27 protein-coding genes, 1 tRNA gene and 1 other RNA gene are annotated in these 26,568 nt (G+C 67.2%); 15 read left to right on the top strand and 14 right to left on the bottom strand.

What is annotated here, in order from left to right; all coding sequences use genetic code 11:
* Nucleotides 1–5 precede the first annotated feature (5 nt).
* Both SLQ33_RS30350 and ligD read left to right on the top strand, forming a co-directional pair.
* On the top strand, nucleotides 6–1,088 hold the full coding sequence (locus SLQ33_RS30350; protein ID WP_319457630.1) for an ATP-dependent DNA ligase: 1,083 nt from the start codon (nucleotides 6–8) through the stop codon (nucleotides 1,086–1,088).
* A 1-nt stretch (nucleotide 1,089) separates the two neighbouring features.
* Entirely contained in the window at nucleotides 1,090–2,139 is a 1,050-nt protein-coding gene (ligD, locus tag SLQ33_RS30345; protein WP_319457629.1) for a non-homologous end-joining DNA ligase, read from the top strand.
* Between the two features lie 8 nt (nucleotides 2,140–2,147).
* Here ligD and SLQ33_RS30340 read toward each other — a convergent pair whose 3' ends face one another.
* From SLQ33_RS30340 to SLQ33_RS30315, 6 genes are all read right to left on the bottom strand, one after another.
* Nucleotides 2,148–2,393 carry a hypothetical protein gene (locus SLQ33_RS30340; protein WP_319457628.1) on the bottom strand — a complete coding sequence of 82 codons (246 nt, stop codon included), beginning with the start codon at nucleotides 2,391–2,393 and terminating at the stop codon, nucleotides 2,148–2,150.
* 515 nt (nucleotides 2,394–2,908) lie between these two features.
* A complete protein-coding gene (locus SLQ33_RS30335) occupies nucleotides 2,909–3,199 on the bottom strand; it encodes a hypothetical protein (RefSeq protein WP_319457627.1) in 291 nt (96 codons plus the stop codon).
* Nucleotides 3,200–3,317: 118 nt separating this feature from the next.
* Nucleotides 3,318–4,382, bottom strand: a complete 1,065-nt coding sequence (locus SLQ33_RS30330) for a dihydrodipicolinate reductase (RefSeq protein ID WP_319457626.1) — start codon at nucleotides 4,380–4,382, stop codon at nucleotides 3,318–3,320.
* A gap of 50 nt (nucleotides 4,383–4,432) precedes the next feature.
* On the bottom strand, nucleotides 4,433–5,449 hold the full coding sequence (locus SLQ33_RS30325) for a S1C family serine protease (RefSeq protein ID WP_319457625.1): 1,017 nt from the start codon (nucleotides 5,447–5,449) through the stop codon (nucleotides 4,433–4,435).
* A gap of 82 nt (nucleotides 5,450–5,531) precedes the next feature.
* Nucleotides 5,532–6,326, bottom strand: coding sequence for a hypothetical protein (locus tag SLQ33_RS30320; RefSeq protein ID WP_319457624.1), 795 nt, complete (start codon nucleotides 6,324–6,326; stop codon nucleotides 5,532–5,534).
* Between the two features lie 70 nt (nucleotides 6,327–6,396).
* A tRNA-Ser gene (locus tag SLQ33_RS30315) sits at nucleotides 6,397–6,482 on the bottom strand.
* 69 nt (nucleotides 6,483–6,551) lie between these two features.
* Between SLQ33_RS30315 and ffs the strand changes: the two genes are divergently transcribed.
* The 3 genes from ffs (at nucleotide 6,552) to SLQ33_RS30300 (ending at nucleotide 9,848) form a co-directional block, all read left to right on the top strand.
* Nucleotides 6,552–6,648, top strand: an RNA gene (gene ffs / locus SLQ33_RS30310) — signal recognition particle sRNA small type.
* Nucleotides 6,649–6,680: 32 nt separating this feature from the next.
* Nucleotides 6,681–7,973 (top strand): aminotransferase class I/II-fold pyridoxal phosphate-dependent enzyme, encoded by a 1,293-nt coding sequence (locus SLQ33_RS30305; RefSeq protein WP_319457623.1) that lies wholly within the window; start codon nucleotides 6,681–6,683, stop codon nucleotides 7,971–7,973.
* 27 nt (nucleotides 7,974–8,000) lie between these two features.
* Entirely contained in the window at nucleotides 8,001–9,848 is a 1,848-nt protein-coding gene (locus SLQ33_RS30300; RefSeq protein WP_319457622.1) for a DNA polymerase III subunits gamma/tau, read from the top strand.
* Here the strand turns inward: SLQ33_RS30300 and SLQ33_RS30295 are convergent.
* Nucleotides 9,845–11,158: a class I SAM-dependent methyltransferase gene (locus tag SLQ33_RS30295; RefSeq protein ID WP_319457621.1), complete on the bottom strand. Its 1,314-nt coding sequence runs from the start codon at nucleotides 11,156–11,158 to the stop codon at nucleotides 9,845–9,847. The genes SLQ33_RS30300 and SLQ33_RS30295 overlap by 4 nt on opposite strands.
* Nucleotides 11,155–12,546 (bottom strand): FAD-binding oxidoreductase, encoded by a 1,392-nt coding sequence (locus tag SLQ33_RS30290; RefSeq protein ID WP_319457620.1) that lies wholly within the window; start codon nucleotides 12,544–12,546, stop codon nucleotides 11,155–11,157. The genes SLQ33_RS30295 and SLQ33_RS30290 overlap by 4 nt, the downstream gene beginning before the upstream one ends.
* A gap of 87 nt (nucleotides 12,547–12,633) precedes the next feature.
* Here SLQ33_RS30290 and SLQ33_RS30285 point away from each other — a divergent pair, with 87 nt between their 5' ends.
* Nucleotides 12,634–13,074 (top strand): SRPBCC family protein, encoded by a 441-nt coding sequence (locus SLQ33_RS30285; RefSeq protein ID WP_319457619.1) that lies wholly within the window; start codon nucleotides 12,634–12,636, stop codon nucleotides 13,072–13,074.
* Here SLQ33_RS30285 and SLQ33_RS30280 read toward each other — a convergent pair.
* Nucleotides 13,071–13,832 carry an Rv3717 family N-acetylmuramoyl-L-alanine amidase gene (locus tag SLQ33_RS30280; RefSeq protein WP_319457618.1) on the bottom strand — a complete coding sequence of 254 codons (762 nt, stop codon included), beginning with the start codon at nucleotides 13,830–13,832 and terminating at the stop codon, nucleotides 13,071–13,073. The two genes, SLQ33_RS30285 and SLQ33_RS30280, sit on opposite strands and share 4 nt — an antisense overlap.
* Nucleotides 13,833–13,942: 110 nt before the next feature.
* On the opposite strand from SLQ33_RS30280, the gene SLQ33_RS30275 reads away from it, so the two are divergent.
* The 3 genes from SLQ33_RS30275 to SLQ33_RS30265 are packed head-to-tail and all read left to right on the top strand — an operon-like array spanning nucleotide 13,943 to nucleotide 15,296.
* A complete protein-coding gene (locus tag SLQ33_RS30275) occupies nucleotides 13,943–14,275 on the top strand; it encodes a YbaB/EbfC family nucleoid-associated protein (RefSeq protein WP_319457617.1) in 333 nt (110 codons plus the stop codon).
* A gap of 1 nt (nucleotide 14,276) precedes the next feature.
* The gene (gene recR / locus SLQ33_RS30270; protein WP_319457616.1) at nucleotides 14,277–14,888 is read left to right on the top strand and encodes a recombination mediator RecR; all 612 of its coding nucleotides are present in this window, start codon (nucleotides 14,277–14,279) and stop codon (nucleotides 14,886–14,888) included.
* Nucleotides 14,889–14,897: 9 nt separating this feature from the next.
* The gene (locus tag SLQ33_RS30265; protein WP_319457615.1) at nucleotides 14,898–15,296 is read left to right on the top strand and encodes a hypothetical protein; all 399 of its coding nucleotides are present in this window, start codon (nucleotides 14,898–14,900) and stop codon (nucleotides 15,294–15,296) included.
* Nucleotides 15,297–15,313: 17 nt separating this feature from the next.
* Here the strand turns inward: SLQ33_RS30265 and SLQ33_RS30260 are convergent, their stop codons facing one another.
* Together SLQ33_RS30260 and SLQ33_RS30255 are read right to left on the bottom strand one after the other, a co-directional pair.
* On the bottom strand, nucleotides 15,314–16,030 hold the full coding sequence (locus SLQ33_RS30260; protein WP_319457614.1) for a glutamine amidotransferase: 717 nt from the start codon (nucleotides 16,028–16,030) through the stop codon (nucleotides 15,314–15,316).
* Nucleotides 16,023–17,252, bottom strand: coding sequence for a Mur ligase family protein (locus SLQ33_RS30255; RefSeq protein ID WP_319457613.1), 1,230 nt, complete (start codon nucleotides 17,250–17,252; stop codon nucleotides 16,023–16,025). Before SLQ33_RS30255 ends, SLQ33_RS30260 begins: the two co-directional genes overlap by 8 nt.
* A gap of 88 nt (nucleotides 17,253–17,340) precedes the next feature.
* Between SLQ33_RS30255 and SLQ33_RS30250 the strand changes: the two genes are divergently transcribed.
* Nucleotides 17,341–18,330 (top strand): DEDDh family exonuclease, encoded by a 990-nt coding sequence (locus tag SLQ33_RS30250; RefSeq protein ID WP_319457612.1) that lies wholly within the window; start codon nucleotides 17,341–17,343, stop codon nucleotides 18,328–18,330.
* Here the strand turns inward: SLQ33_RS30250 and SLQ33_RS30245 are convergent.
* Nucleotides 18,327–19,172 (bottom strand): AraC family transcriptional regulator, encoded by an 846-nt coding sequence (locus tag SLQ33_RS30245; RefSeq protein WP_319457611.1) that lies wholly within the window; start codon nucleotides 19,170–19,172, stop codon nucleotides 18,327–18,329. The genes SLQ33_RS30250 and SLQ33_RS30245 overlap by 4 nt on opposite strands.
* Nucleotides 19,173–19,244: 72 nt before the next feature.
* Here SLQ33_RS30245 and SLQ33_RS30240 point away from each other — a divergent pair, with 72 nt between their 5' ends.
* Nucleotides 19,245–19,874: a class I SAM-dependent methyltransferase gene (locus tag SLQ33_RS30240; protein ID WP_319457610.1), complete on the top strand. Its 630-nt coding sequence runs from the start codon at nucleotides 19,245–19,247 to the stop codon at nucleotides 19,872–19,874.
* On the opposite strand, the gene SLQ33_RS30235 is transcribed toward SLQ33_RS30240, so the two are convergent.
* Together SLQ33_RS30235 and leuA are read right to left on the bottom strand one after the other, a co-directional pair.
* Nucleotides 19,871–20,257, bottom strand: a complete 387-nt coding sequence (locus SLQ33_RS30235) for an SHOCT domain-containing protein (RefSeq protein ID WP_319457609.1) — start codon at nucleotides 20,255–20,257, stop codon at nucleotides 19,871–19,873. The genes SLQ33_RS30240 and SLQ33_RS30235 overlap by 4 nt on opposite strands.
* Nucleotides 20,258–20,307: 50 nt before the next feature.
* The gene (gene leuA / locus SLQ33_RS30230) at nucleotides 20,308–22,125 is read right to left on the bottom strand and encodes a 2-isopropylmalate synthase (RefSeq protein WP_319457608.1); all 1,818 of its coding nucleotides are present in this window, start codon (nucleotides 22,123–22,125) and stop codon (nucleotides 20,308–20,310) included.
* 397 nt (nucleotides 22,126–22,522) lie between these two features.
* Here leuA and SLQ33_RS30225 point away from each other — a divergent pair, with 397 nt between their 5' ends.
* Genes SLQ33_RS30225 through SLQ33_RS30210 form a run of 4 tightly spaced genes read left to right on the top strand, consistent with a single transcriptional unit; the run spans nucleotide 22,523 to nucleotide 26,565 of the window.
* Nucleotides 22,523–23,878, top strand: coding sequence for a M14 family metallopeptidase (locus SLQ33_RS30225; protein ID WP_319457607.1), 1,356 nt, complete (start codon nucleotides 22,523–22,525; stop codon nucleotides 23,876–23,878).
* A 46-nt stretch (nucleotides 23,879–23,924) separates the two neighbouring features.
* Nucleotides 23,925–24,782, top strand: a complete 858-nt coding sequence (locus tag SLQ33_RS30220) for a DNA/RNA non-specific endonuclease (protein ID WP_319457606.1) — start codon at nucleotides 23,925–23,927, stop codon at nucleotides 24,780–24,782.
* 7 nt (nucleotides 24,783–24,789) lie between these two features.
* Nucleotides 24,790–25,659 (top strand): caspase family protein, encoded by an 870-nt coding sequence (locus SLQ33_RS30215; protein ID WP_319457605.1) that lies wholly within the window; start codon nucleotides 24,790–24,792, stop codon nucleotides 25,657–25,659.
* Nucleotides 25,660–25,683: 24 nt separating this feature from the next.
* Nucleotides 25,684–26,565, top strand: a complete 882-nt coding sequence (locus SLQ33_RS30210) for a caspase family protein (RefSeq protein ID WP_319457604.1) — start codon at nucleotides 25,684–25,686, stop codon at nucleotides 26,563–26,565.
* Nucleotides 26,566–26,568: the final 3 nt, after the last annotated feature.

Below are 26,568 nucleotides of genomic sequence, written 5' to 3'. Positions count from 1 at the left end.
TGAGTATGGAAAGCGTGGACCTACCGGTGCAGCCACCCGTCGACCCGATGCTCGCGAAGGCGGCCACCACGGTGCCCGACGATCCGGGGGTGTGGTCCTTCGAGCCCAAGTGGGACGGGTTCCGGGCGCTGGCGTTCCGGGACGGCGACGAGGTGGTGCTGCAGTCGCGCAACGGCAAGGAGTTGGGGCGCTACTTTCCCGAACTGCTCGATGCGCTGCGGGACGAGCTCGCACCGCGATGTGTGCTCGACGGTGAGGTCGTGGTCCCGCGGGAGCTCGATGGTCGGATCCGGCTGGACTGGGAGTCGCTGAGCCAGCGCATCCATCCCGCCGAGAGCCGCGTGCGGATGCTCGCCGAACAGACACCCGCGCACTTCATCGGATTCGATGCGCTGGCCACCGGAGCCCGCTCCTTGATGGACGAGCCGTTCCGGGCGCGGCGAGAGGCGTTGTTGGCGGCGGTGAACGAGAAGCAGTGGTGCCACGTCACGCGGACCACTGAGGATCCCGAGCAGGGGGCGCGCTGGCTGACCACGTTCGAGGGCGCTGGCCTCGACGGCGTGATCGCCAAGCGGCTCGACGGACGCTACGTGCCGGGCAAGCGCGAGATGGTCAAGATCAAGCACGCCAGAGACGCCGACTGCGTGGCCATCGGCTACCGGATTCACAAGAGCGGAGAGGGCGTCGGATCGATCCTGCTTGGGCTCTACCGCGACGACGGTGAGCTCCAGATGATCGGCGGGGCAGCATCTTTCAGCGTCAAGGACAGGATCAAGCTGCTCGCCGACCTCGAGCCGTTGCGCGAGGGCGACCAGGTCAACGACGGCGAAGCGAGCCGGTGGAACTCGGCCGCCGACAAGCGGTGGATACCCGTGCGGCCGGAGAAGGTCGCCGAGGTCGCCTACGACCAGATGGAGGGCAACCCCGCCCACGGAGCCGGGCTGCCGGCGACATCAGGCCACGGGCAGCGGTTCCGGCACGCGGTGAAGTTCGTCCGATGGCGCCCCGACCGCGACCCGTCGAGCTGCACCTTCGCCCAGCTCGACGTGCCGCTGAACTACGATCTGTACGACGTCTTGGAGTCATGAAATGGCCACTCCCGCAGAAGAACTGGACGTCGACGGCGTCGCGGTCCGGTTGACCAGTCCGGACAAGGTGTACTTCCCGAAACTTGGGTCCGGCGGCACCAAGCGCACGGTGGTCGAGTACTACCTGTCGGTTGCGAAGCCGATGCTGGCGGCGCTACGGGACCGGCCCACGCACCTGCAACGGTTCCCCGACGGCATCGACGGCGAGGAGATCTACCAAAAGCGGGTTCCGCAAAAGCATCCCGACTACCTCGAGACGTGCACGGTCACCTTCCCGTCGGGCCGTACCGCCGACGCGCTCAAGGTCACCCATCCGTCGGCCATCGCATGGGGCGCGCAGATGGGCACCATCACCTTCCATCCCTGGCAGGTCCGCTGCCCCGACACCGAGCACCCCGACGAGCTCCGCGTCGACCTCGACCCACAGCCGGGCACCGACTTCAACGATGCCCGCACGATCGCCGTCGACGTGCTCAAGCCCGTGCTCGACGAGCTTGGGCTCGTCGGCTATCCGAAGACGTCGGGCGGCCGCGGCGTGCACGTCTTCGTCCGCATCAAACCGGACTGGGACTTCGTCGCGGTCCGGCGGGCAGGCATCGCGCTGGCACGCGAGGTCGAGCGGCGGGCGCCCGACGCCGTCACGACGTCGTGGTGGAAGGAGGAACGCGGCAAGCGGATGTTCATCGACTACAACCAGAACGCCCGCGACCGGACGTTCGCGTCGGCCTATTCGGTGCGGCGCACCGAGATCGCGACCGTCTCCATGCCGTTGACGTGGGACGAGTTGGCCGGCGCCGATCCCGACGACTACACCATCGCCACCGCTGGGGCCCTGGTCGCCGCACGCGACGACCCATGGGCGGCCATCGATGAGGTGGCCCATTCGTTGGAGCCGCTGCTGAAGCTGGTCGAGGCCGACGAGGAGCGTGGGCTCGGAGATCTGCCGTATCCGCCGAGTTATCCGAAAATGCCAGGCGAGCCGCCGCGCGTTCAGCCCAGCAAGAAGGTGGCGGCCAATTGGGACGAAGAGGGCAACCCGGTGAGCGGTTAGTTAGTCGGCTAGCCCGTTAGTGCGAGCTCGTCCTCGTCGAACGTAACGACGAGCTGGAACATGGTGCACGCGCACCGCTGATATGGATGCCCGTGCTCGGCTTCGAGGTCGTCGTCGTCACTGCAGTCGTTGCAGCCGTGGCACGACCCGAACATCGAGTGCTCCGCGTGGCGGTGTCCGCATTGGCATGGCGTGTCGTGGTGATGGTGCGGAATGAGTTCCTCGTCGGGGTTTTCGACGGGCATATCGGCCATGGTCGAGGACATTACCGACGGAGGGAACGATAGTCCACCCCAAAACAGGGAAAAAGTTTGTTTTAACGCTGTGACGTGAACTACAAGTTCGCTTTCGAGCCGAACTGCGGTGCCACGGCCAATTGACGCAAACGTCACACAGCAAACTTCAAGATTGTTTGAAAATATTTACGACGAAGATAATTGATCTTGTTTTCCGCGCTCAGGGCGTCGATGAACGAGTCGCCGCCACGTGCCACGGGGGCCCCGCTACGCGGTGGGGTTCGCCGGGGCCCGGAACTCCAGCGCGACGCTCGGTCCGCGCTACGTGCTGCCCAGGCCCGCGCCAGCGGCACCCGGACGGGCGGGGAGTGGCGTGGACCGCCAGTCCCTCCCGCGGCGCCTTCACGGCCAACGATCGGGGGAACCGCGAAGGCAACGGCCGACGAACCACGGGCCACACTGGGCAGCCGCACCCCAATTGCACCATTCGCGCAGTTCAGCCCCTGGTGCCTAGGAGGCGACGGATGGGCGCGTCAGCGCAGCGGCGTGACGACGCCGTAAGTTTGCTCGGCGTCCACCTGCGAAAACGGTGATTCGGGGCCCTTCGTGGCCGCGAATTGCTCCGCACTCGAGTAGACCGCCATCGAACTCAACTCGACGGCACCGACCAGGAGCATCGGCCAAATGGACCCCGCTGCGACGCTCAGAATCAGCCGGTAGCTGGGCGGCATGCCTGGCTCGCACAGCCGGTTGCCTGCGGCAAACACGCCAGCCGAGGCCACGATCCACCCCGCGAGGTAGACCATCACACAGGTCCATAGCACGGCGCGCCCCCTTGCCGCTCGACTCCACTTTGGATGCAATGTAGCCCCGGTCACAGTCCGGAACAAGCACACTCCGGCGCGTCGCGCGCGTCGGTAAAAGCCCAGCAAAGCTAGGTAATTAGCTGGCTGCGACCACTCCGCGCGGAAGGATCAGGGGGAGGTCGTTGTAGGTGACGATCCCCGGCGGCGCGGCGACGACGGCGGGGATCGCGTTCAGCGGCGGGGTCGCCGTCATGATGTGGCCCAACACCATGAATTCCTCGAGCGTGGTGGCCTCGAAGTCGGGAGGCGGCAGGAAGCCGACCTTCATCGTGACAGTCGGCCTGCCCGCGACCTCGATGACCCAACCGTCCTGGTCGATCTTCCAGTCGGGCTCCAGCGTCTGGCCCTTGCGCCACCGGACGGTGATCTCGACTCGCGTCACCCCATCGACGATCCCCTTCCAGCTGGCATGGACACCTGCGACGCAGCCCGCACCGATGGTCCAAGAGCCGAGGTCGAGGTCTTCGGTGGTCTGCGCGTACTCCGCGTCGCAGCGCACCTCGTCGAGTTCGATGCCGAGCGCGTCGGCGACCATCCGGACCGCTTCCCCGAACACCCCGGTGCCGTGCGCGGTCATCGCCTGCAGGTCGGGATGGTCGATCGGCTGGCCGAACCCGACCGGCTTCTCGGTCGCCGGCGAGTCGTAGAACGTGGTGTCCGCGGCTTCGTTGACGGTGATCTTGTCGACGCGGTCGCAGATGCCCGCCGCGACGATCGACAGCTGGTTGACGTACCCCGGGCTGATACCGGAGCCGAACATCGTCGAGCCGCCCTGCGCGCATGCTGCGGCGATCCTGTCGCGGCCGTCGCCCTGGTTGTGTCCGGTGATGAACGATGCGGTCGCGACCACGTTGACGCCGGCCGCCAGGATCTTGACGAGTTCGTCGACGTCGATCCACATCGGGTTGTAGACCACGACGTCGGGCTTGAGCGCCAGGAGTGCGTCGACGTCGTTGGTGGCCGTCACGCCAAGGGGCTCGATGCCACACAATTCCCCGACGTCGCGGCCGGCCTTGTCCGCTGACCAGGCGTAACAGCCGACGAGTTCGAGAGTGGGGTTGCGCGCGATGGCTGCGACGGAGCTCTTGCCGACGTTGCCGGTCGTCCATTGAACGACGCGATAATGGGAATTGTTGTGCACTCGCTCAGCATAGGGACTGCGCCGGACCCGGTCGAGTATTTTGGTGGAACTCAGGACGTCAGCGCGGCCTTGCCGGTGCGCTGCTGGCCCGCTCGGTCGATCCAGCCGAGGTCGACGACGTCGCCGGGGTAGTGCCGGTCCAACATGGTGGTCAGCGCGGTGGCCGAATTCAGCTGAACGCCGTCGATGGTGACCAGCACGTCGCCGTCGAGCAGGCCCGCCTGCTGAGCAGGCCCACCGCGCAGCACCTCGTGAAGGATGATGCCCGGCAGGTCGTGCTGCTGCTCTCTGGCACTGACGCCGACGCCGAGCAGGGTCGGAGGGCCGATGTGCACGGAGTCGCTGGGAACCAGCGACCGGATCTGGCCGACGGTCACCATCGCGTCGTTGATGGGTATCGCGAAACCCTCGCCGCCCGGGCCCATCCGGAAGTTCAGCGTTGCCGCGGTGGTTACGCCGACCACCTGGCCCGCGGCGTTGACGAGCGGTCCGCCGGAGTCACCCGCGCGCACCGGCGCCGCGAACTCGATCAGCCCCGTCATCTGCTCGGAGCTTCCCGTCAACTCGTCCTTGGCGCTGATGGTGCGGCCGAAGCCGACCACCTGGCCGGCTTCCTGCGTGAGCGGACTGCCCGACCCGCTGGCGTTTCCGAGCGCCACGACGGCGTCGCCCTGCCCGAGCCGTGACGAGTCGCCGATCGGCGCCGCAGGCAGCCCCCCGGCGCCGCGCAATTGGAGGACGGCGATGTCGTGGCCGCGGTCGTATCCGACCAGATCGGCGGGGAAGGAACCGCCGCCGATGGACGCAGTGATGCTGTCGGCACCCTGAACCACGTGGAAGTTGGTCAGGACCGCGCCGCCGGGATCGAGCACGATGCCGGTGCCCGCTCCGATGGCGTGCTGGTAGTTGATCGTGGTGTCGAGCCGCGCGACGCCGGGTTCGACCTGGGCTATCGCCCCCGACATGTCGACGGGGACGGCAGCTGCCGGCGCGGCGGCGACCACGGCAAGCATCGCTCCGACGGCGACCGCCATGACGGCCCGCCCCCGGGTGTTGAACCTGCCCATGTACGACCTTCCGCAGCTCGCTGAGTAGCTACCCCAATACTGACGGTGATAATCCCCGCTGTCGACGAGAGCGCCGCTGACGTCAGTCGTCGAGCGCGACACCACCGCGCCGACGGCGGAAGCGACGGGTCGTCGACTTGTCGCCCGGGCGGCGGTTGCGCAGCTTGCCGTCCGAATCGTCATCGGCCTCGGCGTCGGACTCGTCATCGTCGTCCGATGCGGTCTCGGCTTCGGATGCGGTCTCGGTCGTGGTTTCGGGATCAGTTGTGGGCTCGGCACTTTCGGGCTCGTCGACTTCGTCGACTTCGTCGGCATCGGTGACGCTGACGGGCTCTGAGTCCTCGCCCGATTCGGCCTCGACGGCGTCGTCGAAGTCCTCAGCGTCCTCGACCGACTTGCCGCGACCACGACGGGCGGGCCGTTCCTTGACCTTGAGCGGCTTCGGTGGGGGAGGCGGCAGTTCCGCCACGTAGGCGAGGTAGAAGCCGAGCGCACCGAGCACCGCGATCGCGGCGGCCGCTCCGTAGATGCCGAACAACCACTGGCCGGCGCTGTCCAGGCTGATCCAGATCTCGGCCGTTGCCGCGCCGACGACGAGCACACCGGCGAGCACGTGAAGCACGATCGACCAGAACCGCAGCGACAGAGCCAGCTGCGGCGTGCCGAACTCCGGCTTGCGGGTGTGAAGCAGCGTGAACACCACGGGCAGTGCGCACAACCCGATGAGCACGCCGGCGACGATGCGCAGCGGATTGCCTAGCGACGACGTCCAGACGCCCGTGAGCTCGAACCAGCGGGGCAGCACGAAGAAGAAGTAGAGAGCCCCGGCCAGGGTGAAGAACGAAGCGTGCCACGCCACCGCGACCGAGCGCCGCATACTCCTCCTCGAGTTCGATGGTCGGGGTGCGACCAGATCTTTCGATGACCGATCGCACCCCCGACCAGTGCGGAGGATAGGGGATTTGAACCCCTGAGGGCTATTAACCCAACCCGCGTTCCAGGCGAGCGCCATAGGCCACTAGGCGAATCCTCCGCGGGCCATGGTAGCCGACCGGCGCTCGACGCCCGACGAGCTGCTGGCCGGCCGGGTACTACACTCGAACACCGGACCCCGCGCGGCGTCTATCCTGTGAACTCCCCCAGGGCCGGAAGGCAGCAAGGGTCAATGGGCTCTGGCGGGTGCGCGGGGTCCCCTTCGTTATCCGCGGCCCATTGAAATGAAAGGCGCGCCGTGTCGTTTCAGTCCCTGGGCCGCGACGAACTGCAGGCGCAGCACGAACAGCAGCGCCGCAACTACGCCGACCTGCAAGCCAAGAAGCTGAGCCTGGATCTCACGCGCGGAAAGCCCTCGCCCGCGCAGCTGGACTTGTCGAACGCCTTGTTGAGCCTGCCGGGAGACAACGACTACCGCGACGGCGACGGCACCGACACCAGGAACTACGGCGGACAGCATGGGCTGCCCGAACTCCGGGCGATCTTCGGTGAACTGTTGGGCATCCCCGTGCCGAACCTGATTGCGGGCAACAACGCCAGCCTCGAGATGATGCACGACGTGCTGGTGTTCGCGCTGCTACACGGCACCGTCGACTCGCCAAGGCCTTGGGGACATGAGCAGTGCGACGGCCTTCCGATCAAGTTCCTCTGCCCGGCGCCCGGATACGACCGCCACTTCGCGATCACCGAGAGCTACGGCATCGAGATGATCGCCGTTCCGATGCGCGAGGACGGCCCCGACGTCGACGTCGTCGAGGAGCTCGTCGCCGAGGACGCCGCCATCAAGGGCATGTGGTGCGTTCCGGTGTTCGCCAACCCGACCGGCGCCACCTACTCCTGGGAGAACGTGCGCCGACTGGTGCAGATGCGCACCGCGGCAAGCGATTTCCGGCTGTTCTGGGACAACGCCTACCCGGTGCACACGCTCACCCACGAGTTCGTCCGTCAGGTCGACGTGCTCGGGTTGGCCGCCAAGGCGGGCCATCAGAACCGACCGTTCGTGTTTTCGTCGACGTCCAAGATCACCTTCGCGGGCGCAGGGGTCAGCTTCTTCGGCGGCTCGCTGGGAAACATCGCGTGGTACCTGCAGCACGCGGGCAAGAAGACCATCGGCCCCGACAAGGTCAATCAGCTGCGGCACCTGCGGTTCCTCGGCGACGCCGACGGGGTGCGGCTGCAGATGCAACGTCACCAGGCGCTGTTGGCGCCGAAGTTCGCGCTGGTCGCGGAGATTCTCGACGACCGGCTCACCGAGTCCAAGATCGCGTCGTGGACCGACCCGAAGGGTGGCTACTTCGTCAGCCTGGACGTGTGGCCCGGCACCGCGCGCCGCACCGTCGCACTGGCCAAGGACGCGGGCATCGCCGTCACCGAGGCCGGGTCCGCATTTCCGTATCGAAAAGACCCGGAAGACAAGAACATCCGCGTCGCACCGTCCTTTCCTGGGGAGGCCGACCTGCGCCAGGCCATCGATGGGCTCGCGACGTGTGCACTGCTCTCGGCGACTGAGGCGCTGCTGGCACGCGACTAGTCGGGGCGGCTGGGTAGCCTGACCGTCGTGGCTCTCTACCGCAAGTACCGACCTGCCTCATTCGCCGAAGTCGTCGGCCAGGAGCACGTCACCGAGCCGCTGTCGACGGCGTTGGAGTCCAACCGGATCAACCACGCGTACCTGTTCTCGGGGCCGCGCGGGTGCGGCAAGACGTCCTCGGCGCGCATCCTGGCCCGCTCGCTGAACTGCGAGCAGGGCCCGACGGCCACGCCGTGCGGGACGTGCGACTCCTGCGTCGCGCTGGCGCCGAACGGGCCAGGCAACGTCGACGTGTCCGAACTCGACGCGGCCAGCCACGGCGGCGTCGACGACACCCGCGAGCTGCGCGACCGGGCGTTCTACGCCCCGGCACAGTCGCGCTACCGCATCTTCATCATCGACGAGGCGCACATGGTCACCACGGCCGGCTTCAACGCGCTGCTGAAGATCGTCGAGGAGCCACCCGATCACCTGATCTTCGTGTTCGCCACCACCGAACCGGAGAAGGTGCTGCCCACCATCCGGTCCCGCACGCACCACTACCCGTTCCGGCTGCTGGCGCCCAAGACCATGCGCGGCCTGCTGGAACGCATCTGCACCCAGGAGCAGGTCGTCGTCGACGAGACGGTCTACCCGCTGGTCATCCGGGCGGGCGGCGGGTCGCCACGTGACACGCTGTCGGTGCTCGACCAGCTGCTCGCCGGAGCCGACGAGAACCGCGTCACGTACCCGCGGGCGCTGGCGCTGCTGGGCGCCACCGACCTCGAGCTCATCGACGACGCGGTCGACGCGTTGGCCGTCGGAGACGCCGCGGCGTTGTTCGGGGCGGTCGAAGCGGTCATCGACGCCGGTCACGATCCCCGCCGCTTCGGAACGGACCTGCTCGAGCGGTTCCGCGACCTCATCATCATCCAGGCGGTGCCCGACGCCGCGGCGCGTGGCGTCGTCGACGCTCCGGCCGACGTGCTCGAGCGGATGCGTGACCAGGCGGGCCGGCTCGGCGCTGCCACCCTGGCCCGATACGCGGAGGTCGTCCACGCCGGGCTCGGCGAGATGCGTGGCGCCACCGCGCCGCGACTGCTGCTCGAGGTGGTGTGCGCCCGGTTGCTGCTTCCATCGGCCAGCGACACGGAATCCGCTCTGCTGCAACGGGTCGAGCGCATCGAGACGCGGTTGGCCATGGCCGCACCCACCGAGGGCTCGAGCGCCGACGTGCCTGCCGTCGCCCCCGCCAAGCAGTACGTCCGCAAGACGGCAGCTGCCCCGGAACCTCCAGCTGCCCCGGAGCCACCCGCTCCCGCGCCCGAACCAGTGGCCGCGGAGCCACCGCCTGCGCCCAAACCCGTTGCAGTAGCGCCTCCGACTCCGCCCCCTCCTCCGTCGCCAGTACCCGAGCCGCCGGCCCCCGAACCGGTACCGGAGCCAGTTGCCGCCGACCCCGTCACCGCCAACCCCGACGCCGCGGCCATCCGCAGGCAGTGGACGACGGTCATGGACAAGGTGCGCGACCGCAGCCGCACGCTCTCGGCGATGCTCGCCGGGGCCATGGTCAGCGCCGTCGACGGCACCACGCTGGTGCTGTCGCACGAATCCGCGAACCTCGCCAAACGCCTTGGCGAACAACGCAATCTGGACACCATTCAGGATGCCTTGCGCGACGCCCTCGGTTTGCAGTGGCGGGTGCGCTACGAGGTCGGCGCCCCAAGCGCGACGCCGGCCACGCCTGCCACGCCCGTGGCCGTCGACGAGGAGGCGGAGGCGGCCGAGATGCTCGCCGAAACCAGCACTGCGGACCCTGCGCCCCGGCGTGACCCGGAGGAAGTGGCGCTCGAGCTACTGCAGAGCGAGCTCGGCGCCCGCAAGGTCGACGGCTAGGGCGTCCACCACGGGCGCAACGGCAAGCCGCCGTCGCCGCCCTTGTTGTCGAGCTTCACCGCCAGAACCTGGTGCAGCTGAACGACGTTCGTCTCGAAGCCGACGCGGGACCCGGCCATGTAGAGCCCCCACACCTTGGCGGTGGGCAGGCCCACCTCCTCGACCGCCTCGTCCCAGTGCTCGACGAGGTTGCGGCACCAGTCGCGCAGCGTCAGCGCGTAGTGCTGGCGCAGGTTCTCCTCGTGCACCACCTCGAGCCCGACGTCCTGCGCCTCGGTGATGATGCGGCCCGACCCGGTGAGCTCCCCGTCGGGGAACACGTAGCGGTCGATGAAGCCTCCCGCAGCAGCGCCGGTTCTGTTGTCGTGGCGGGTGATGCAGTGGTTGAGCAGCAGCGCGCCCGTGCGCATCTTCGACTTGAGGAACCGGAAATACGCCGGGTAGTTCTGCACGCCGATGTGCTCGGTCAGCCCGATCGACGAGACCGCGTCGAACCCGGACTCCCGCACGTCGCGATAGTCACTGTGACGGATCTCGGCGAGGTCGGACAGCCCTTGCTCCACGATCGCCCGCTGACCCCACTCCGCCTGCTCCTTGGACAGGGTGACCCCAATGGTCTTCACGCCGTGCTTGGCGGCGTAGCGCACCATGCTGCCCCACCCGCAGCCCACGTCGAGCAGCCGGTCCCCCGGCTGTAGGCGCAGCTTCTCGAACACCAGGCGGTACTTGTTGTCCTGCGCCTCCTCGAGCGAGGCGTCGGCGTCCGGGTAGCACGCGCACGTGTAGGTCATCGACGGGCCGAGCACCCACTCGTAGAACGCGTTGGAGACGTCGTAGTGGTGGTGGATGGCGTCGGCATCGCGAGTCTTGCTGTGCCGCATGCCCTCCGCCATGCGACGCCAACGTGGCAGCGCCTCCTGCGGGGGTGGTGCGATGGGCACCAGATGCTCGATGCCGATGGAGCGGACGATGTTGGCCAGTACCCGCGCAGGTGGTCGCTTGAAGTCGAGCTTCTCGGCCAGTGCCAGCAGCAGCTCGTACGGATCACCGGGATGGACGCCGAGGGGCTCGACGTCGCCCGATACGTATGCGCGGGCCAGCCCCAATTCGCCTGGCGCGGTGGCCAGGTAGGTGGTGCCGCGCGGAGTGCGCAGGTCGAGTCCGAGCTCGGCGTCGTCGGGACCCGCGGTGCTGCCGTCGTACGCGGTGAACTTCAGCGGCAGCTCGTCGCCTGCGGCGAAGATCTCGAGGATCTCGGCCAGCGTCAATCGCTCGGTCGGCGTACCCGACTGTTCCTTGTATGTCGTCATTGTCTTTGCACCGCCTTCGCATACAGATCAAGCAAGCGTGAATCGGGGTCGTAGCTCTTCTTGACCGTTTTGTAGGTTTCCCCTCCATAGAGCTCGTTGAACTCGTCGAGCGAGTAATACGCGTCGGAGTACAGCGACTTGTGGCCGTCGAGCTCGCTCACCCGACGCTCGATCAGCTTGTTGGTATGGCCGTCCTCGGGCCCCTGCGGCACTGACGACCAGAACCCCACGTTGACGTAGGTGTGGTGTGCGGCAATCGGATACAAGGGCCAATTGGGGGCCGGTCCACTTCCCTCACGCAGTCGCAGCGGGCACAACCAGATCGGTTCGATCGGGACGTTGTCCAGGAACCAGTCGATGAACTCCGCGGTCCGTCCGATCGGCACCTCGATATCCTGCACGACGCGCTCCAGCGGGGGACGCCCGTTGCGCTTCTCGATGCGGTCGGCGATGTCGAAGCGCTGGTCGTAGCCGATGAGCTTCCAGTAGAAGCTGCTGCGCCGGTACCGCCGCGGCCAGAACCGCCGGACCGTCGGGTGCTGCGCACCGAAGGCCCGCGAACACCAGAACCAGTCGGTGTCCCACCGCCACAGGTAGTCGTGGATGGTCAGCCGGTCGTGCTTCTCGCCGTCGGCATGTTGGATCGAGCGGTAGTAGACGTGCTGGCCGGTGTAGTCGCTGACCGGCCCGGGCGTCGCCGTCTGCATGCCGAGGCTCAGGTAGCTCTCGTCGGCGCTGAACACCACGCCGTCGAGGTAGTCGACGGGGGTTCCGGCGTACCCGCCGGTCTCGATGATCCGATCCATTGCGGTCACCAGGTCGCGCACCTGATGAAAGCGCAAGTGCTTGAGTGCGACGAATGGCCGCACCGGTTCGAGCTCGATCTTGAGCCGCACCGAGTAGCCAAGCGTGCCATAGGAATTCGGGAATGCCCGGAACAGGTCGGCGTGGTTGTCCCGCGACGCCGTGACGAGCTCGCCAGTCCCGGTCAGGATGTCCATCTCGAGCACCGACTCGTGGGGCAGCCCGTTGCGGAACGAGGCCGCCTCGATGCCGAGCCCCGTGACCGCGCCGCCGAGGGTGATGGTCTTCAGCTGGGGCACCACCAGCGGCGACAGCCCGTAGGGCAGCGTGGCGTCGACCAGGTCCTGATAGGTGCACATGCCCGCGACGTCGGCGGTGCGCGCGTCGGGGTCGACGGAGATGACGCCCGTCAGCCCGGACACGTCGAGGCCCTTGGCCGTGGCCTTCGCGCGCTTTCGGAACAGGTTCGAGGTGGGCTTGGACAGCCGAACGGTCGCGGTCGCAGGTATCGCACGGTAGCTCGCGAGCAGCCGCTGCACGCCCGCTGCGTGCGCAGCCTGTGCGCCGGTGGCAACAACAGACACACATATACGCTAGTCCGCGGTCGCAGCCGATGCGACAGAAGCCAGGTTGGATCACACCCGCATGTCGTCAGCTAGGAGTCACCACCGATGGGACAGGTCAGCGCGTCCAGCACCGTCTTGATCAACGCCGAGCCCGATGCGGTGCTCACGGCGGTCGCCGATTACCAGACGGTGCGCCCGAAGATTCTCTCGTCGCAGTACAGCGGGTACCAGGTGCTCGAGGGCGGCCAGGGCGCAGGAACCGTCGCCACTTGGAAGCTACAGGCCACCAAGTCGCGGGTGCGCGAAGTGAAAGCAAGCGTCGACGTCGCGGGCCGCACCGTCATCGAGAAGGACGCCAACTCGACGATGGTGACCAACTGGACCGTCGCACCGGCAGGAACCGGGTCGTCCGTCACCCTGAAGACGTCATGGCAGGGGGCGGGCGGGATCGGCGGCTTCTTCGAGAAGACGTTCGCGCCCCTGGGGCTGCGCAAGATTCAGGCGCAGGTGCTGGAGAACCTGAAGGCTCACCTCGAGGCGGGTTAGGCCGTTCGCTGCGGCCGCGAACCCAGGAATCCGGCGATGCCCTTCACCACGGCGTCGGCGTACTTCTGCCGGCCCTCGGGTGACTCGATCAGCGCCGCGTCGGCCGGGTTCTTCATGTTGCCAAGTTCGACGAGCACCGACGGGAACTGCGCGAGGTTAAGCCCAGTCAGGTCGGCGCGTGGAAGCAGCCCGGCCTGACCGATGTAGTTGGAGGGCATCAGGCCAGACGCCTGCAACTGATCGCGCATGATCTGGGCGAACTGCACCGACGGTCCCTTCTGGACGTCGTTGAGCGGCGGCGACGAGTAGTTGACGTGGAACCCGCGGCCGGTGGCGGGCCCGCCGTCGGCGTGGATCGACACGATCGCGTCGGGGCGCAACGCGTTGGCCATGGCCGCGCGCTCGTCGACGCAGGCGGCCACGCTGGTGTCGTCGCCGCGCGACATCGCCGTGCGCACGCCGAGCGCCGTCAACTCCTGGCGGATGCGCAGCACGGTCTCCCAGTTGAACGAGTGCTCGGAGTAGCCGCCGTCGGTCGTCGTCCCGCTGGTCTGGCAGTCCTTGGTTCCGCCGCGACCCGTGGGGACCTGCTTCGTGAGCGACGCGTCGTTCGCGCCGTTGTGACCGGGGTCGAGGAAGACGATCATCCCCGCGATGCTGACGGGCGCCGCGCTGGCGGGGACGGCCGCGGTGGACACGGCGATGAGCAATGCGGCGGCGGCTGAGGCGCCGACACGCAGGCAGGCAGGTACGTGCACGGCGCCACGGTAGCCCCGGCGACGACTAGTCTTGGACCCCAAACCGCCGCGTGCGGACGAGCGCAATCAAGTCGATACCGACACGAGACCAACACGCAAGGGGACCAGACATGCAACCCGGTCAAGCACCCGACATGTCGGCGCTCCTGGCGCAGGCACAGCAGGTGCAGCAGCAGCTGATGGAAGCGCAGGAGGCTCTCGCCAAGGCCGAGGTGCACGGGCAGGCCGGCGGAGGGCTCGTTCAGGTCACGTCGAAGGGCAGCGGCGAGATCATCGCGATCCAGATCGACCCCAAGGTCGTCGACCCCGACGACGTCGAGACCCTGCAGGATCTCATCGTGGGGGCGCTGCAGGACGCGGCCAAGCAGGTGACCATCCTCGCGCAGTCACGGCTCGGGCCGCTGGCGGGCGGGCTGGGCGACCTCGGCATGCCGGGGCTCTGAGTTGTTCGAAGGGCCCGTCCAAGATCTCATCGACGAACTCGGCAAGCTGCCGGGGATCGGGCCAAAGAGCGCGCAGCGCATCGCATTTCACCTACTTTCGGTCGAGCCGCCGGACATCGATCGGCTGACGGCGGTGCTCGGCAAGGTGCGCGACGGGGTGAAGTTCTGCGCGGTGTGCGGCAACGTCTCCGACGAGGACAAGTGCCGCATCTGCAGTGACTCGCGGCGCGACGCGTCACTGGTGTGCGTGGTGGAGGAGCCCAAGGACGTCCAGGCCGTCGAGCGCACCCGTGAGTACCGCGGCCGCTACCACGTACTGGGTGGCGCGCTGGATCCGCTGTCGGGCGTGGGTCCTGAGCAACTCCGTATTCGTGAACTACTCAACCGGATTGGTGAGCGCGTCGACGGCGTGGACGTTGCGGAGGTAATCATCGCCACTGACCCGAATACCGAGGGTGAGGCCACCGCCACCTACCTGGTGCGGATGCTGCGCGACATCCCAGGGCTCACGGTGACGCGCATCGCGTCGGGGCTGCCGATGGGCGGGGATTTGGAGTTCGCCGACGAGCTCACCCTGGGCCGGGCGCTCACGGGCCGCAGGGCCATGGCTTAGGTTTGTCGGGTGGCTGACGAAGAGTTCAAGGTCGAAGTCGAGCTTGGCACCGACGAGCACGGGTTCTCGTTCTGGGAGCGGCTCAGGACGCTGGATCTCGACGACGAGGCGCGGGAGCGTCTCGGTTCGCGGGTGACCCTGACGCGCGACGGCAACTGGATTCAGCTGTACACGCACACGCTGGCGGACGCACAGGAGGCCGAGCGCACCGTGCGGCAGCTGGTGGCCGACGACCACCTCGAAGCGACGTACACGATCAGTCGCTGGGATGGCGGCAAGCAGGAGTGGGTCGACCCGACGGACGGCGGCGTCGTGTCCGATGGTGCGCGCGAGACCGCCGCGCCCGATCCGTCGTACGTAATCCTCGAGGCCTACAAGCCGGAGTTCCTGCGCGACCTGGGCCTGTAAGCCCGCGGCTGGAAGCCCTAAGCCCTCCGCGGAGCGGCCAGCCGCTCACGACGCAGCAGGTCTACCTCGGCCAACTCCAGCGGCGCCAGGTCACCAACGACCCTCGACAACAGCTGGTCGGCCAGTTCGGGGTTGCGCGCCAGACAGGGGCCGTGCAGGTAGGTGGCGACGACGCTGCCCTGCACCGCTCCGTCGATGCCATCGCCCGCCCGGTTGCCTGCGCCAGTGATCACCTTGGCCAACGGTTGCGCCGCGGGCCCGAGAACCGTTCCGCCGCGGTGGTTTTCGAATCCGGTGAGCCGCTGCGTCAGTCCATCCACAACGGGCTGGGAGACCACTTCGCCAATCGTTCGCGTCGGCTGCGGCGACGTGGTGACGTCGAGCAGTCCGACGCCCTCCACGCGTTCGCCCGCCGACGTCTCGTACCAGTGGCCGAGCACCTGGATGGCCGCACAGATCGCCAGCACGGGCGCGCCGCGCTCGGCCGCCCGCTGCAATCCGGGATAGCGGATCAGGTGCTTGGTGGCCAGCCGCTGCGCGTAGTCCTCGGCACCGCCAAGCGTGTAGAGGTCGAGGCCATCCGGCACCGGATCGGCCAGCGTGATGTCGACGATCTCCGCGTCGATGCCCCGCAGCCGCAGCCGCTGCGCCAGCACCACCGAGTTGCCGCCGTCGCCGTAGGTGCCCATCACGTCGGGCAGCACCAGCCCGATCCGCACGGTCGAATCACTCATTGCGTGCCAACACCCTGTTCAGCTGCAGAAACGCCGTGTAGTTGGCGATCACCTCGACATGCCCGGGTGGGCACGACGCGATGGCCTTGACCGTGTCGTGCACCAGGGTGTGCCCGACGCCTGCGTAGCCGAGCCGCACCGCGAGGTCGGTGCCCCGCTCACCCGCGGCCACCACCGCGGTGTCCTCGAAGTGCTCGAAGCGCACGTCCCACAGCCACGACAGGTCCTCGCCGTCGGGCACCTGACCGTTGACCGCGATCACGACACCCGCCCCTTGCTTGTCGACCATCGACAGCGCTTCCTGCCAGCCTGCCGGATTCTTGGCCAGCAGCACCCGCGCGGTGTGCGCGCCGAGCTTCACCGTCCGGTAGCGGCCCGCGACCTCGTCGACCGACGAGACGGCCTCCACCGCGGCCGCCGGATCCGCGCCGAGTGCGACGGCCGCGGCGATGGCCTGGGTGGCGTTGCCGCGGTTGACCGTGCCGGGCAGCGACAGGCTCATCGGCAGCACCAACCCATCCGGGCCGTAAACGTTGACGTCGTCGAACCACCACTGGGGGGTGGGCCGCTTGAAGTCGGTTCCCGTTGAGTACCAATGGTTTTGGTCGCGGACGATGAGTTCGCCGCTTCGCGGGCAGCTCACCGAGTCGGCCGCCCAGCCGCCGCCGGCCGCCACCCACACCACGTGTGGGCAGTCGTAGGCGGCCGACGTCATCAGCACGTCGTCGCAGTTGGCCACGACCACGGTGTCGGGGTGACGGGCCAGCCCACCGCGCAGCGTGCGTTCGATGTGGTTGATCTCGCCGACGCGATCCAGCTGGTCGCGCGACAGGTTCAGCAAGACGGTGACCGCAGCTTCCACTGCATCCAAGACGTGCGGCACGTGCATCTCGTCGACCTCGAGTGCGGCAAGCTCGGCGTCGCGGGCGCCCGCCAGTGCGGCCACCAGCCCGGCGTCCATGTTCGCGCCTTCGGCGTTGGTGGCGACGGGCCCCAGCGTGGCGAGGGCCGCGGCGGTCATCCGGGTGGTGGTCGACTTGCCGTTCGTTCCGGTGACGACGACGGAGCGACGGCCCGTGCCGAGCTGCCGCAGGATCGATTTGTCGAGCGTCATCGCGACGAGTCCGCCGATCATCGCGCCCGCGCCGCGACCGGTGACCCGCGACGCCCAGCGCGCAGCGCCACCGGCGCCCAGCGCGACGCGTCCTCGAGCGGTAACCATCCCCGGCAGTCTAGGAGGGCAAAACTGGGTGGGCGACACGCGGCGTCACCGCTGCGGGCTTGTCGGGGGAGCGTGTCATCCTCGAAACGTGAGCCAGGAGTGGGGCCGACCAGCCACCGAGCCCGGAGCGGGCTGGGCGGTCGTCGACGTCGAGACGACGGGCTTCCGGCCTGGGCAGGCGCGCATCGTCAGTGTCGCCGCGTTGGCGGTCGGTGACGACGGCAACCTCGAGGGCAGCTTCTCCACCCTGCTCGATCCCGGTGTCGATCCGGGGCCGACGCACGTGCACGGATTGACCACCGAGATGCTGGAGGGCCAACCCACGTTCGCCGACATCGTCGGCGACCTCGTCGACGTCCTCGCGGGCCGCACCCTGGTAGCCCACAACGTGGCGTTCGACTATTCGTTCCTGGCCGCCGAGGCCGAGTTGGTCAGCGCCGAGCTGCCCATCGACACCGCCATGTGCACGGTCGAACTCAGCCGAAGGCTCCGCCTCGGCGTCGAGAACCTGCGGCTGGAAACCCTTGCCGCGCACTGGGGTGTCACGCAGATGCGACCGCATGACGCGCTCGACGACGCACTGGTGCTGGCGCAGATCCTCAAGCCGGCCTTGGCCGGCGCCGTCGACCGTGGGGCCTGGTTGCCCGTGCGCCCGGTGACCCGACGCACCTGGCCGAACGGGCAGACCACCCATGAGGAACTACGTCCACTCAAGGCCGTCGCCGCGCGGCTGCCGTGCGCGTACGAGAATCCGGGCCGATTCATGACGGGGCGTCCGTTGGTGCAGGGCATGCGGGTGGCGCTGTCGGCGGAGGTATCGCATACCTACGAAGAGCTCATCGAGCGGACGCTGCATGCCGGGCTGTCTTACGCGGAGGCGGTCGACCAACAGACGTCGCTAGTGATCTGCGACGAGGCGGAACCCGATCAAGGCAAGGGCTATCAGGCCCGTGAACTGGGCATCCCGCAGGTCGGCGACGCCGAGTTCATGGCCTTGCTGAAGCACGTCGTCGGTGGTACAGACCTCGAGGAGTTCACCGACCCGACGCTGACCGGGGACCAGTTCACGCTCTTCTAGGCGCGCCAACTGCGCGGTGACACACCGTGGACGCCGCGGAACAGGCGGGCGAAGTAGCCGGGATCGGAGATGCCGACGCGACGGGCGACGTCGGCGATCGGGAGGTCGGTTCCGCCGAGCAGGGTGCGCGCCTCGGACATGCGGCGCTCGATGATCCACTCGCCAACCGTGCGGCCGGTGCGGCGGCGCACCACCGTGGTCAGATGACCCGGGGTGAGCCCCAGTTCGCGGGCGACGTCGGAGAGTGAGAGCGGCTCGCCGATGCGGCGCTCGATCACTGCGAAGACATCGGCGATCAGGGGTTCGCCGCTGCGGCGGAGATCGCCGACCATGTCGTCGGTGAGCCGCGCCAGGTCGATCAGCAGTAGCGTCAGATGCGCGAGTGCCGCTTGCCGGAAGCCTTCCCGACGATCCAGTAGCTCGGCTTCCATGGAATCGATGACATTGTCCCAGAACGCCTTTCGCTGCCGTGGCAGCTGAAGGTGCAGCAGGCCGCCGGTGCGTCCGTGCAGGAACGGAAACAGCAGCGGGTGGCTCCGCCACGTCGGCCATGGCGACCGGGGGCCGTCGTCTAGGGCTCCGGGATCGAAGAACACCGCGATGCCGTCGTCGCGCCCACTTGCCCAGGCCGGGTCGATCGTCTTGCCGGCGGCCACGACGTGGACCGTTCCGCTGGCGGGCAGGTAGGCCAGGATCGGAAACGCGTGGATGTGGCGACCCTTCTCGGGCAGGCTGCCGGGGTGCATCCGAAACACCGTCACCGGCGGTATCGCCGGGTCGGTGGGGTAGTCGTAGACGGGGATTCCGTCGAGGTGGCTGACCGGTCGGACCGACGACGTCATGCTCCAAAGATAATCCCACTTTTGCCGAAGATGTCACGACACCTGTGATGAGCGGCTCGCCATGATGGAGTCATGACGAAAGATCATTCACATTCGGTGACGCGGGCGTGGGGCAACCGCCATGACTACCTGCCCGCCGCCGGGCACGACCTGCTGCTCCCGGCCTACGACCTGCTCACCCGGCTGCTGGGCATGCCCCCGGCGTACGACGAGCTCATCAATGCCGCCGAGCTCCACGACGGCGCCCAGGTGCTCGAGATCGGTTGCGGAACAGCCAATCTCACAATCAGGGCGAAACGTGCGCACCCGGGCGTGGAGCTCACCGGGGTGGACCCCGATCCGCGGGCGCTGGGCCGGGCCCGCCGGAAGGCCGACGGCCTGGTCGGCATCCGCTTCGAGCAGGGGTATGCGCAGGAGCTGCCGTATGCCGACGGGTCGTTCGATCGGGTGCTGTCGTCGATGATGCTGCATCACCTCGACGACGGCGTGAAGGCCGCGGCGCTGGCCGAGGCCTTCCGGGTGTTGAGGCCGGGCGGGAGCATCCACATCGTCGACGTCGTTGGTCATCACCTGTCCGTTGCTCACGACGCCGACGCGATCCCGGGCCTGCTGCGCAACAGCGGCTTCGAATACACCGCGGGTGGCTCGCGGCGGCTGCGCGTGGTTGGTCCGGTGGCGTTCTACCGGGGGATTCGGCCCTAGCTGAGCGCCTTCGCCTTCAGCGAGTCGTACTCGCCCTGGGAGATCGTGCCCGCATCGAGCAGTTCCTTGGCGTGTGCAATCTCCTCGGCGGGCGAGCGGCCGGCGGCCTGCTTGATGTAGTTATCGGTCGCTTGCTTGGCCGCCACGGCGGCGTCGTGGGAGCGCTGCGCCATGCCCTGACCGCGGAAGATCAGGTACAGCACGGCCGTCAGCCAGGGGATCAGGATCAGGAAGAAGACCCACACCGCCTTGATGAAGCCCGACGTCTTGTGGTCCCGCCAGAACAGATCCGTGAGGATCTGGAACAGCACCAACAGATAGGCGACCCACGCGAAGATGATGAGGAAGTGCCACAGGAAGTCCCACGTCGAGCCCCAGTTCACGTCTACTCCTTAAGCGTTGTGATCCGCGTCGTTTTGACGCGTTCGTCAGCCTAGCTTCGGGCAGCGCGGTTGACGGCCGATACCACCGCACGCAAGGAGGCCGTCGTGATCGACGTCGCGATGCCGACGCCCCACACCGTCTTGCCGCCGACTGACGCCTCCACATAGGCCGCGGCCTGCGCTTCCTCGCCCGACGACATCGCGTGTTCGGAGTAGTCCAGCACCGACACGTCGAAGCCGACAGCGCCGATGGCGTCGACGAACGCGGCGAGCGGGCCGTTGCCCGCGCCGACGATCTCGCGCTCGACGCCGTTCACCTTGACCACCGCCGTGATGGTGTCGGTGCCGCCGTCGACTTCGGCCGCGTCGACCTTCTGCCGCATCCGCTCCAGCGGCCGGATCGGCGACAGGTACTCGTCGGCGAAGACGTCCCACATCTCCTTGGGCGACACCTCGCCGCCCTCCCCATCGGTGATCTTCTGGATTGCCTGGCTGAACTCGATCTGAAGCCTCCGCGGCAGCGCCAGCCCGTGATCGGCCTTCATGATGTAGGCCACGCCACCCTTGCCGGACTGCGAGTTCACCCGGATCACGGCCTCGTACGTGCGGCCGACGTCCTTGGGGTCGATCGGCAGGTACGGCACCTGCCACAGGATGTCGTCCACGTCGGCGTCGGCCTCGTCCGCAGAGATCTTCATGGCGTCCAGGCCCTTGTTGATGGCGTCCTGATGGCTGCCCGAGAACGCCGTGTACACCAGGTCACCGCCGTACGGGTGCCGCTCGTGGACGGGCAGCTGGTTGCAGTACTCGACGGTGCGACGGATCTCGTCGATGTTGGAGAAGTCGATCTGCGAGTCCACGCCGCGGGAGAATAGGTTCAGCCCGAGCGTCACCAGACACACGTTGCCGGTGCGCTCGCCGTTGCCGAACAGGCAGCCTTCGATGCGGTCGGCTCCGGCCTGGTAGCCCAATTCCGCTGCGGCGACGGCGGTTCCGCGGTCATTGTGCGGGTGCAGGCTCAGGATTATCGAGTCGCGTCGGGCCAGGTTTCGGCTCATCCACTCGATCGAGTCGGCGTAGACGTTGGGCGTCGCCATCTCGACCGTGGCAGGCAGGTTGATGATGAGCGGCACCTCGGGCGTCGGCTGCACGATGTCGGCCACCGCATCGCAGACTTCCACGGCGTACTCCAGTTCCGTGCCCGTATAGGACTCCGGGCTGTACTCGAAGCGCCACTGCGTATCCGGGTACTTCGTCGCCTGCTCGACGCACAGGCGGGCCCCGTCGGTGGCGATGGCCTTGACCGCATCGCGGTCGGCGCGGAACACCACTCGGCGCTGCAGGATCGACGTCGAGTTGTAGAAGTGCACGATTGCCCTTGGTGCGCCCGCGCACGCCTCGAAGGTGCGCTCGATCAGTTCCGGCCGGCACTGGGTCAGCACCTGGATCGTCACGTCGTCGGGCACCGCGCCTTGGGTGATGATCTCGCGGACGAAGTCGAAGTCGGTCTGGCTGGCCGACGGGAAGCCGACCTCGATCTCCTTGTAACCCATGCGAACCAAGAGGTCGAACATCCGCCGCTTGCGCGCAGGGCTCATCGGGTCGATCAGGGCCTGGTTGCCGTCGCGCAGGTCGACGGCACACCACATCGGGGCGGTCTCGACGACCTTGTCGGGCCAGGTGCGATCGGCCACGGTGACGGATTCGACCTCTTCGGCGAACGTTCGGTACCTGCTGACGGGCATCGACGTCGCGCGCTGGGTGTTCCAGGCGGGCTGGCCCGCGTGCGGCGGGCCCGATGGGGTGGAGATGGTGCGTACCGACGAGAACGCGTCGGTGGAAGATTCGGTGTGGCTGGGGTTGTTCACGGTTCTGCTCCGGATTCGTCTGGTTCGAATTCAGACCGGCGCATCAAGAACACCCGCGACGGGAAGCCGGTCTGGATCAGACCCCGTCGCGGCGTCCGAGGAGGAGCAGCCGCTGCACGTCGACCACTCTACCAAGACCGGGCCGCCAAAAGAACTCGGGAAAGTTCGCGAATGTGGTCCGCGACCCATGCGCACGTGGTCGCATTGCGGCTAGCTGAGCAGAGAATCGAATTCAGCCGCGAACCGGGGCAAGCAGGTGGGGAATGCGCGTCGAATCGTTGGTGAACGCTCCGCGTGGTGTCGCGCCCGACCGCATTCGAGTAGTGGATTACTCAATACCGATCGTCGCGACGCCAGGACCATATTCCCTGAACGCGAGTCGTGCGGGAGGTCATCAATGCAACGCGTGAACATCACCGGCGAGAACCGGCGCGCAATGGCCGACCTGATGCGCGCCGACGGCGTCCAGGTCGTCCGCCAGACCCTTCGCGAGCTCGACGATGGCCGGTACCGCGTGCAGGCCTATGGCGAAGGCGATGCGCTCAACGCATTGACCGACGCCGGCTTCGCCGTGGAACGTCTCGAGGAGGTGAGGACGGGTCCGCCCACACGTGAACGGGGCCGAGCGGCATCCGGCGGCTACCTGTCGGTCGCGGACGTCGACGAACGTGTCGTCGAACTCGCCAGGAAGTATGCGGGGGCAGCCCGCCTCGTCGAGCTTCCGCACCGCACCTGGGAGAACCGCGAATGTCGTGCGATCCGGATCGGCAGTAGCGATGCGAAGGCGCCGGCGATCCTGCTGCTCGGAGGTCTGCATGCGCGTGAGTGGGGCAGCCCCGACATCCTGGTGGGCTTCGCCGAGCGACTGCTCTCGGCGTGGCGCGACAAGAAGGGGATAGCGATCGGCAGGCGCCGGTTCCAGGCGTCCGCCGTTGCGCGGCTCGTCGACGAAACCGCGGTGTACATCGTTCCCCAGGTGAATCCCGACGGGCGTCATCACAGCTTCACCGTCGACCCGCTCTGGCGGAAGAACCGCAGGCCCGCGCCATCGGAACGCGACGGCGACGAGTCATGCGTCGGAGTGGATCTCAACCGCAACTTCGACTTCATGTGGGACTACGCCACGGCCTTCAGTCCCGACGCGGCGGTGTCGTGCTCGACCCGCCCGTGCGACAAGGAGGTCTACATCGGTCCGACCGCAACGTCGGAGCCGGAGACGCGCAACGTCGTATGGCTGCTCGACGAGCATCCGGAGATCTCGTATCTCGTCGACGTGCACAGCTACGGCGAGCTGATCATGTACAGCTGGGGCGACGACGAGAACCAAACCGACGATGCCTCAATGAGTTTCACCAACGACCGGTGGGATCGCCGGCGCGGCGTGTTCGACGACGAGTATCGCGAGTACTTGCCCTCCGAGGATCGTCGACTGCTTGTTCGGCTCGGGGAGGCGATGGCCACCGGCATCGAGGCCTCCCGGGGCCACAGCTACCGGGTGCAGCAGTCCGCGAACCTCTATCCGACCGCGGGCACGTCCGACGACTACGCCTACAGCCGTCACCTCGTCGACCCTGCACTGACCAAAGTGCTTGCCTTCACCGTGGAATGGGGTTCCGAGGACAACCCGACGCCGTTCCATCCGCCCTATCCGGAAATGAAGAAGATCATCGCCGAGATGACGAGCGGGCTGCTCGCGTTCTGTGGTGAAGCGGTTCGTATCAACGCCTCCCGTGCGCTTACGGCGGTGGGCTGACGATGAATGTCCGGCAGGGCGCACACCCACACCAGGAGGTTTGACGATGACAACCACCGACGACACGTTGCAGCAGCGGGCGGGTTACGACCCCAACTTCGTCGGGGAGCACGTCGATGCGCCCGCCGGCCTCGACACCGACGACGCCGTGCTGGTGGACGGATCGCCCGTCGTGAACTACACGCATTTCTCGTTGGGACTCAGCAAGAGTCGACGACTCTGCCGTTGGGTGGCGTGGAACATCGACGGAGCCACGCTGCGTGGCAAAGGCAGCCCCGACCCGATCGGGCGCGAGGATCTCCCATTCACCACCGACGACCGCATCGACAAGAAGCTGCAGACCGGAAACGACGTCTACAAGAACAACCGGCTGGACCGCGGCCACGTCGCCCGTCGGGCCGACCTGTTGTGGGGCGAACACGATGAGGCCGTACAGGCCAACGCGGACTCCTTCGTCCTCACCAACATCACCCCGCAGATGGACAACTTCAATCAGTCCTCCCGCCACGGCGTGTGGGGGCGGCTGGAGAACGCACTGCTCGAACACGTCGACGAGGACAACTCGAGGGTCGCGGTCTTGGGCGGCCCCGTGCTGTCCGAAACCGACCCGTCGTACAAGGATGCGGTTCGGGTTCCCATCGAGTTCTGGAAGGTGTTCGTCTACCAACGGGACAACGAGATTCGGACCCGCGCGTTCATCCTCACCCAATCGTTGGACGGCTTGAAGACGCGCGATGCGTTCGCCGAGTTCGTGACCGTGGAGAAGACCGTCGAAGAGATTGCGGACAAGGCGCAGGTCCAGTTCGATCCCGTCCTGCTCGAGCTTCAGCACCGGGGGCGCCCAAAGACGCGCGCGCGTGCTGCGACGCGCGTCGTGAAACGCGAAGCCGAACTCGACTGGTGAGCTGAAGATGTCGAGGCGGAGGTCCCTACACATCGGACTGAACAGGGTCGATCCAGCTCAGTACGGCGGCTGGGACGGTGCACTATCGGGCTGCGTGAACGACGCGAACGCCATGCGAGACGTCGCCGTTGGTCGCGGCTTCACCCCGGCGTTGTTGATCGACGAGCACGCCACGATCGCCGCGGTACGCGACCGGCTCGACGCGGCGGCCGCCGAGCTGGACGCCGATGACTTCTTCTTCCTGACCTACTCGGGCCACGGCGGACAGGTCGCCGATCTCACTGGAGACGAACGTGATTCGTTCGACGAGACGTGGTGTCTCTACGACACCGAGCTCGTCGACGACTCGCTCTTCGGCGCGCTTTGCACCTTCAAGCGCGGTGTGCGGGTCTTCGTGATGTCGGACAGCTGTCACAGCGAAACCGTCACCCGAGGGCGTCGGCCACGGTCGCGCGCGGCCGAGCGGCCCGGTCACAAGGCGAAGTTGGCCCCGCTCGAGGCGACGGCTGCGGAGTTCGCCAAGAACCGCGATGTGTATGCGGCGCAAAGCACTTGGTGGGAGCCGCAGCCGTTGGTGCCGAAGGACGCCGATGCGAACGTGGTGCTGATCTCGGGATGCCAAGATCAGCAGACGTCGATGGACGGACCGGTCAACGGCGCGTTCACCACCGCGTTCCTGCAGGTGTGGACCAGCGACTACCGCAAGAGTTACCAGGAACTCAGGAACGACATCGTCGCTGCGGTCGACAACGCAGACCAGACCCCCGGCATCTTCTTCTACGGCGTCGACGTGGCAGGCATGCTGCCGCAGATCCCGTTCAGCGATGACCGCGCCCCGGCGGCAGGTCGGCCCGGGTTCAGGAGCATCTTCAATTAACCAACAATCACAGGAGGAGAGATCATGAGTACACGCAAGTCACTTCACATCGGATTGAACCGCGTCGACCCGGACCAGTACGGCGGCTGGGACGGTGCGCTCTCGGGGTGCATCAACGACGCCGACGCCATGAAGGAGATTGCCGAAAGCCGCGGCTTCACAGCCGAACAGCTGATCGATGAGCAGGCGACCATCGGCAATGTGCGTGACAAGCTCAATGAGTACGCGGCCGAGCTTGAGGACGGCGACTTCTTCTTCCTTACCTACTCCGGACATGGCGGCCAAGTCCCCGACCAGAACGGCGACGAAATCGATGGCTATGACGAGACGTGGTGCCTCTACGACACTGAACTCGTCGACGATTCCCTCTACGGTGCCCTGTGCACTTTCAAGAAGGGAGTGCGGATCTTCATGATGTCGGACAGCTGCCACAGCGAGACCGTCGCTCGCCGCGGACCTGGACGCGACCGCATCGGGGCCCGCGAAAATCGGCGCGCATTCGTGGACAACCAGGGGGGACCCAAGTCAAAGCGAGCGCCGCTCGAATTCACCACGGCCGAGTACGAGAAGAACGAGAAGGCCTATGAGGAGCAGAAGACGTGGTGGCCGCCGAAACAGCTGCCCGGCGCCGACTCTCCCGCGAAGGTGGTGCTGATCTCCGGGTGCAAGGACGAGCAGACGTCGATGGACGGACCGGGCAACGGCGCGTTCACCTACGCGTTCCTGCAGGTCTGGGAGAAGACCGGCGGCGACTACCGAAAGGACTATCGGGACCTCCAGAAGGACGTGCTCCACGCCATCGAGAACTCCGACCAGGAACCCCAGATCTTCTACTATGGCGACGGTGTCAAAGCGATGCTGGCGCAGCGGCCATTCAGCGACGAAAGCGCCGTCGCAGCAGTCTGATTC

This window comes from Mycobacterium sp. RTGN6 (assembly GCF_033804605.1).
Lineage (GTDB): Bacteria > Actinomycetota > Actinomycetes > Mycobacteriales > Mycobacteriaceae > Mycobacterium.
The sequence above is the reverse complement of the archived record's forward strand: the minus strand, read 5'-3'. Positions and strand labels throughout refer to the sequence as shown.

Excerpts from the sequence above, each read along its gene's own strand:
- SLQ33_RS30295 (WP_319457621.1), bottom strand. The coding sequence starts at position 11,158 with ATGACGACATACAAGGAACAGTCGGGTACGCCGACCGAGCGATTGACG.
- SLQ33_RS30350 (WP_319457630.1), top strand. The coding sequence starts at position 6 with ATGGAAAGCGTGGACCTACCGGTGCAGCCACCCGTCGACCCGATGCTC.
- SLQ33_RS30225 (WP_319457607.1), top strand. The coding sequence starts at position 22,523 with ATGCAACGCGTGAACATCACCGGCGAGAACCGGCGCGCAATGGCCGAC.
- SLQ33_RS30220 (WP_319457606.1), top strand. The coding sequence starts at position 23,925 with ATGACAACCACCGACGACACGTTGCAGCAGCGGGCGGGTTACGACCCC.
- SLQ33_RS30260 (WP_319457614.1), bottom strand. The coding sequence starts at position 16,030 with ATGAGTGATTCGACCGTGCGGATCGGGCTGGTGCTGCCCGACGTGATG.
- SLQ33_RS30340 (WP_319457628.1), bottom strand. The coding sequence starts at position 2,393 with ATGGCCGATATGCCCGTCGAAAACCCCGACGAGGAACTCATTCCGCAC.
- SLQ33_RS30325 (WP_319457625.1), bottom strand. The coding sequence starts at position 5,449 with ATGGGCAGGTTCAACACCCGGGGGCGGGCCGTCATGGCGGTCGCCGTC.
- SLQ33_RS30210 (WP_319457604.1), top strand. The coding sequence starts at position 25,684 with ATGAGTACACGCAAGTCACTTCACATCGGATTGAACCGCGTCGACCCG.
- ligD (WP_319457629.1), top strand. The coding sequence starts at position 1,090 with ATGGCCACTCCCGCAGAAGAACTGGACGTCGACGGCGTCGCGGTCCGG.
- SLQ33_RS30320 (WP_319457624.1), bottom strand. The coding sequence starts at position 6,326 with ATGCGGCGCTCGGTCGCGGTGGCGTGGCACGCTTCGTTCTTCACCCTG.
- SLQ33_RS30245 (WP_319457611.1), bottom strand. The coding sequence starts at position 19,172 with ATGACGTCGTCGGTCCGACCGGTCAGCCACCTCGACGGAATCCCCGTC.
- SLQ33_RS30275 (WP_319457617.1), top strand. The coding sequence starts at position 13,943 with ATGCAACCCGGTCAAGCACCCGACATGTCGGCGCTCCTGGCGCAGGCA.
- SLQ33_RS30255 (WP_319457613.1), bottom strand. The coding sequence starts at position 17,252 with ATGGTTACCGCTCGAGGACGCGTCGCGCTGGGCGCCGGTGGCGCTGCG.
- SLQ33_RS30285 (WP_319457619.1), top strand. The coding sequence starts at position 12,634 with ATGGGACAGGTCAGCGCGTCCAGCACCGTCTTGATCAACGCCGAGCCC.
- SLQ33_RS30215 (WP_319457605.1), top strand. The coding sequence starts at position 24,790 with ATGTCGAGGCGGAGGTCCCTACACATCGGACTGAACAGGGTCGATCCA.
- SLQ33_RS30240 (WP_319457610.1), top strand. The coding sequence starts at position 19,245 with ATGACGAAAGATCATTCACATTCGGTGACGCGGGCGTGGGGCAACCGC.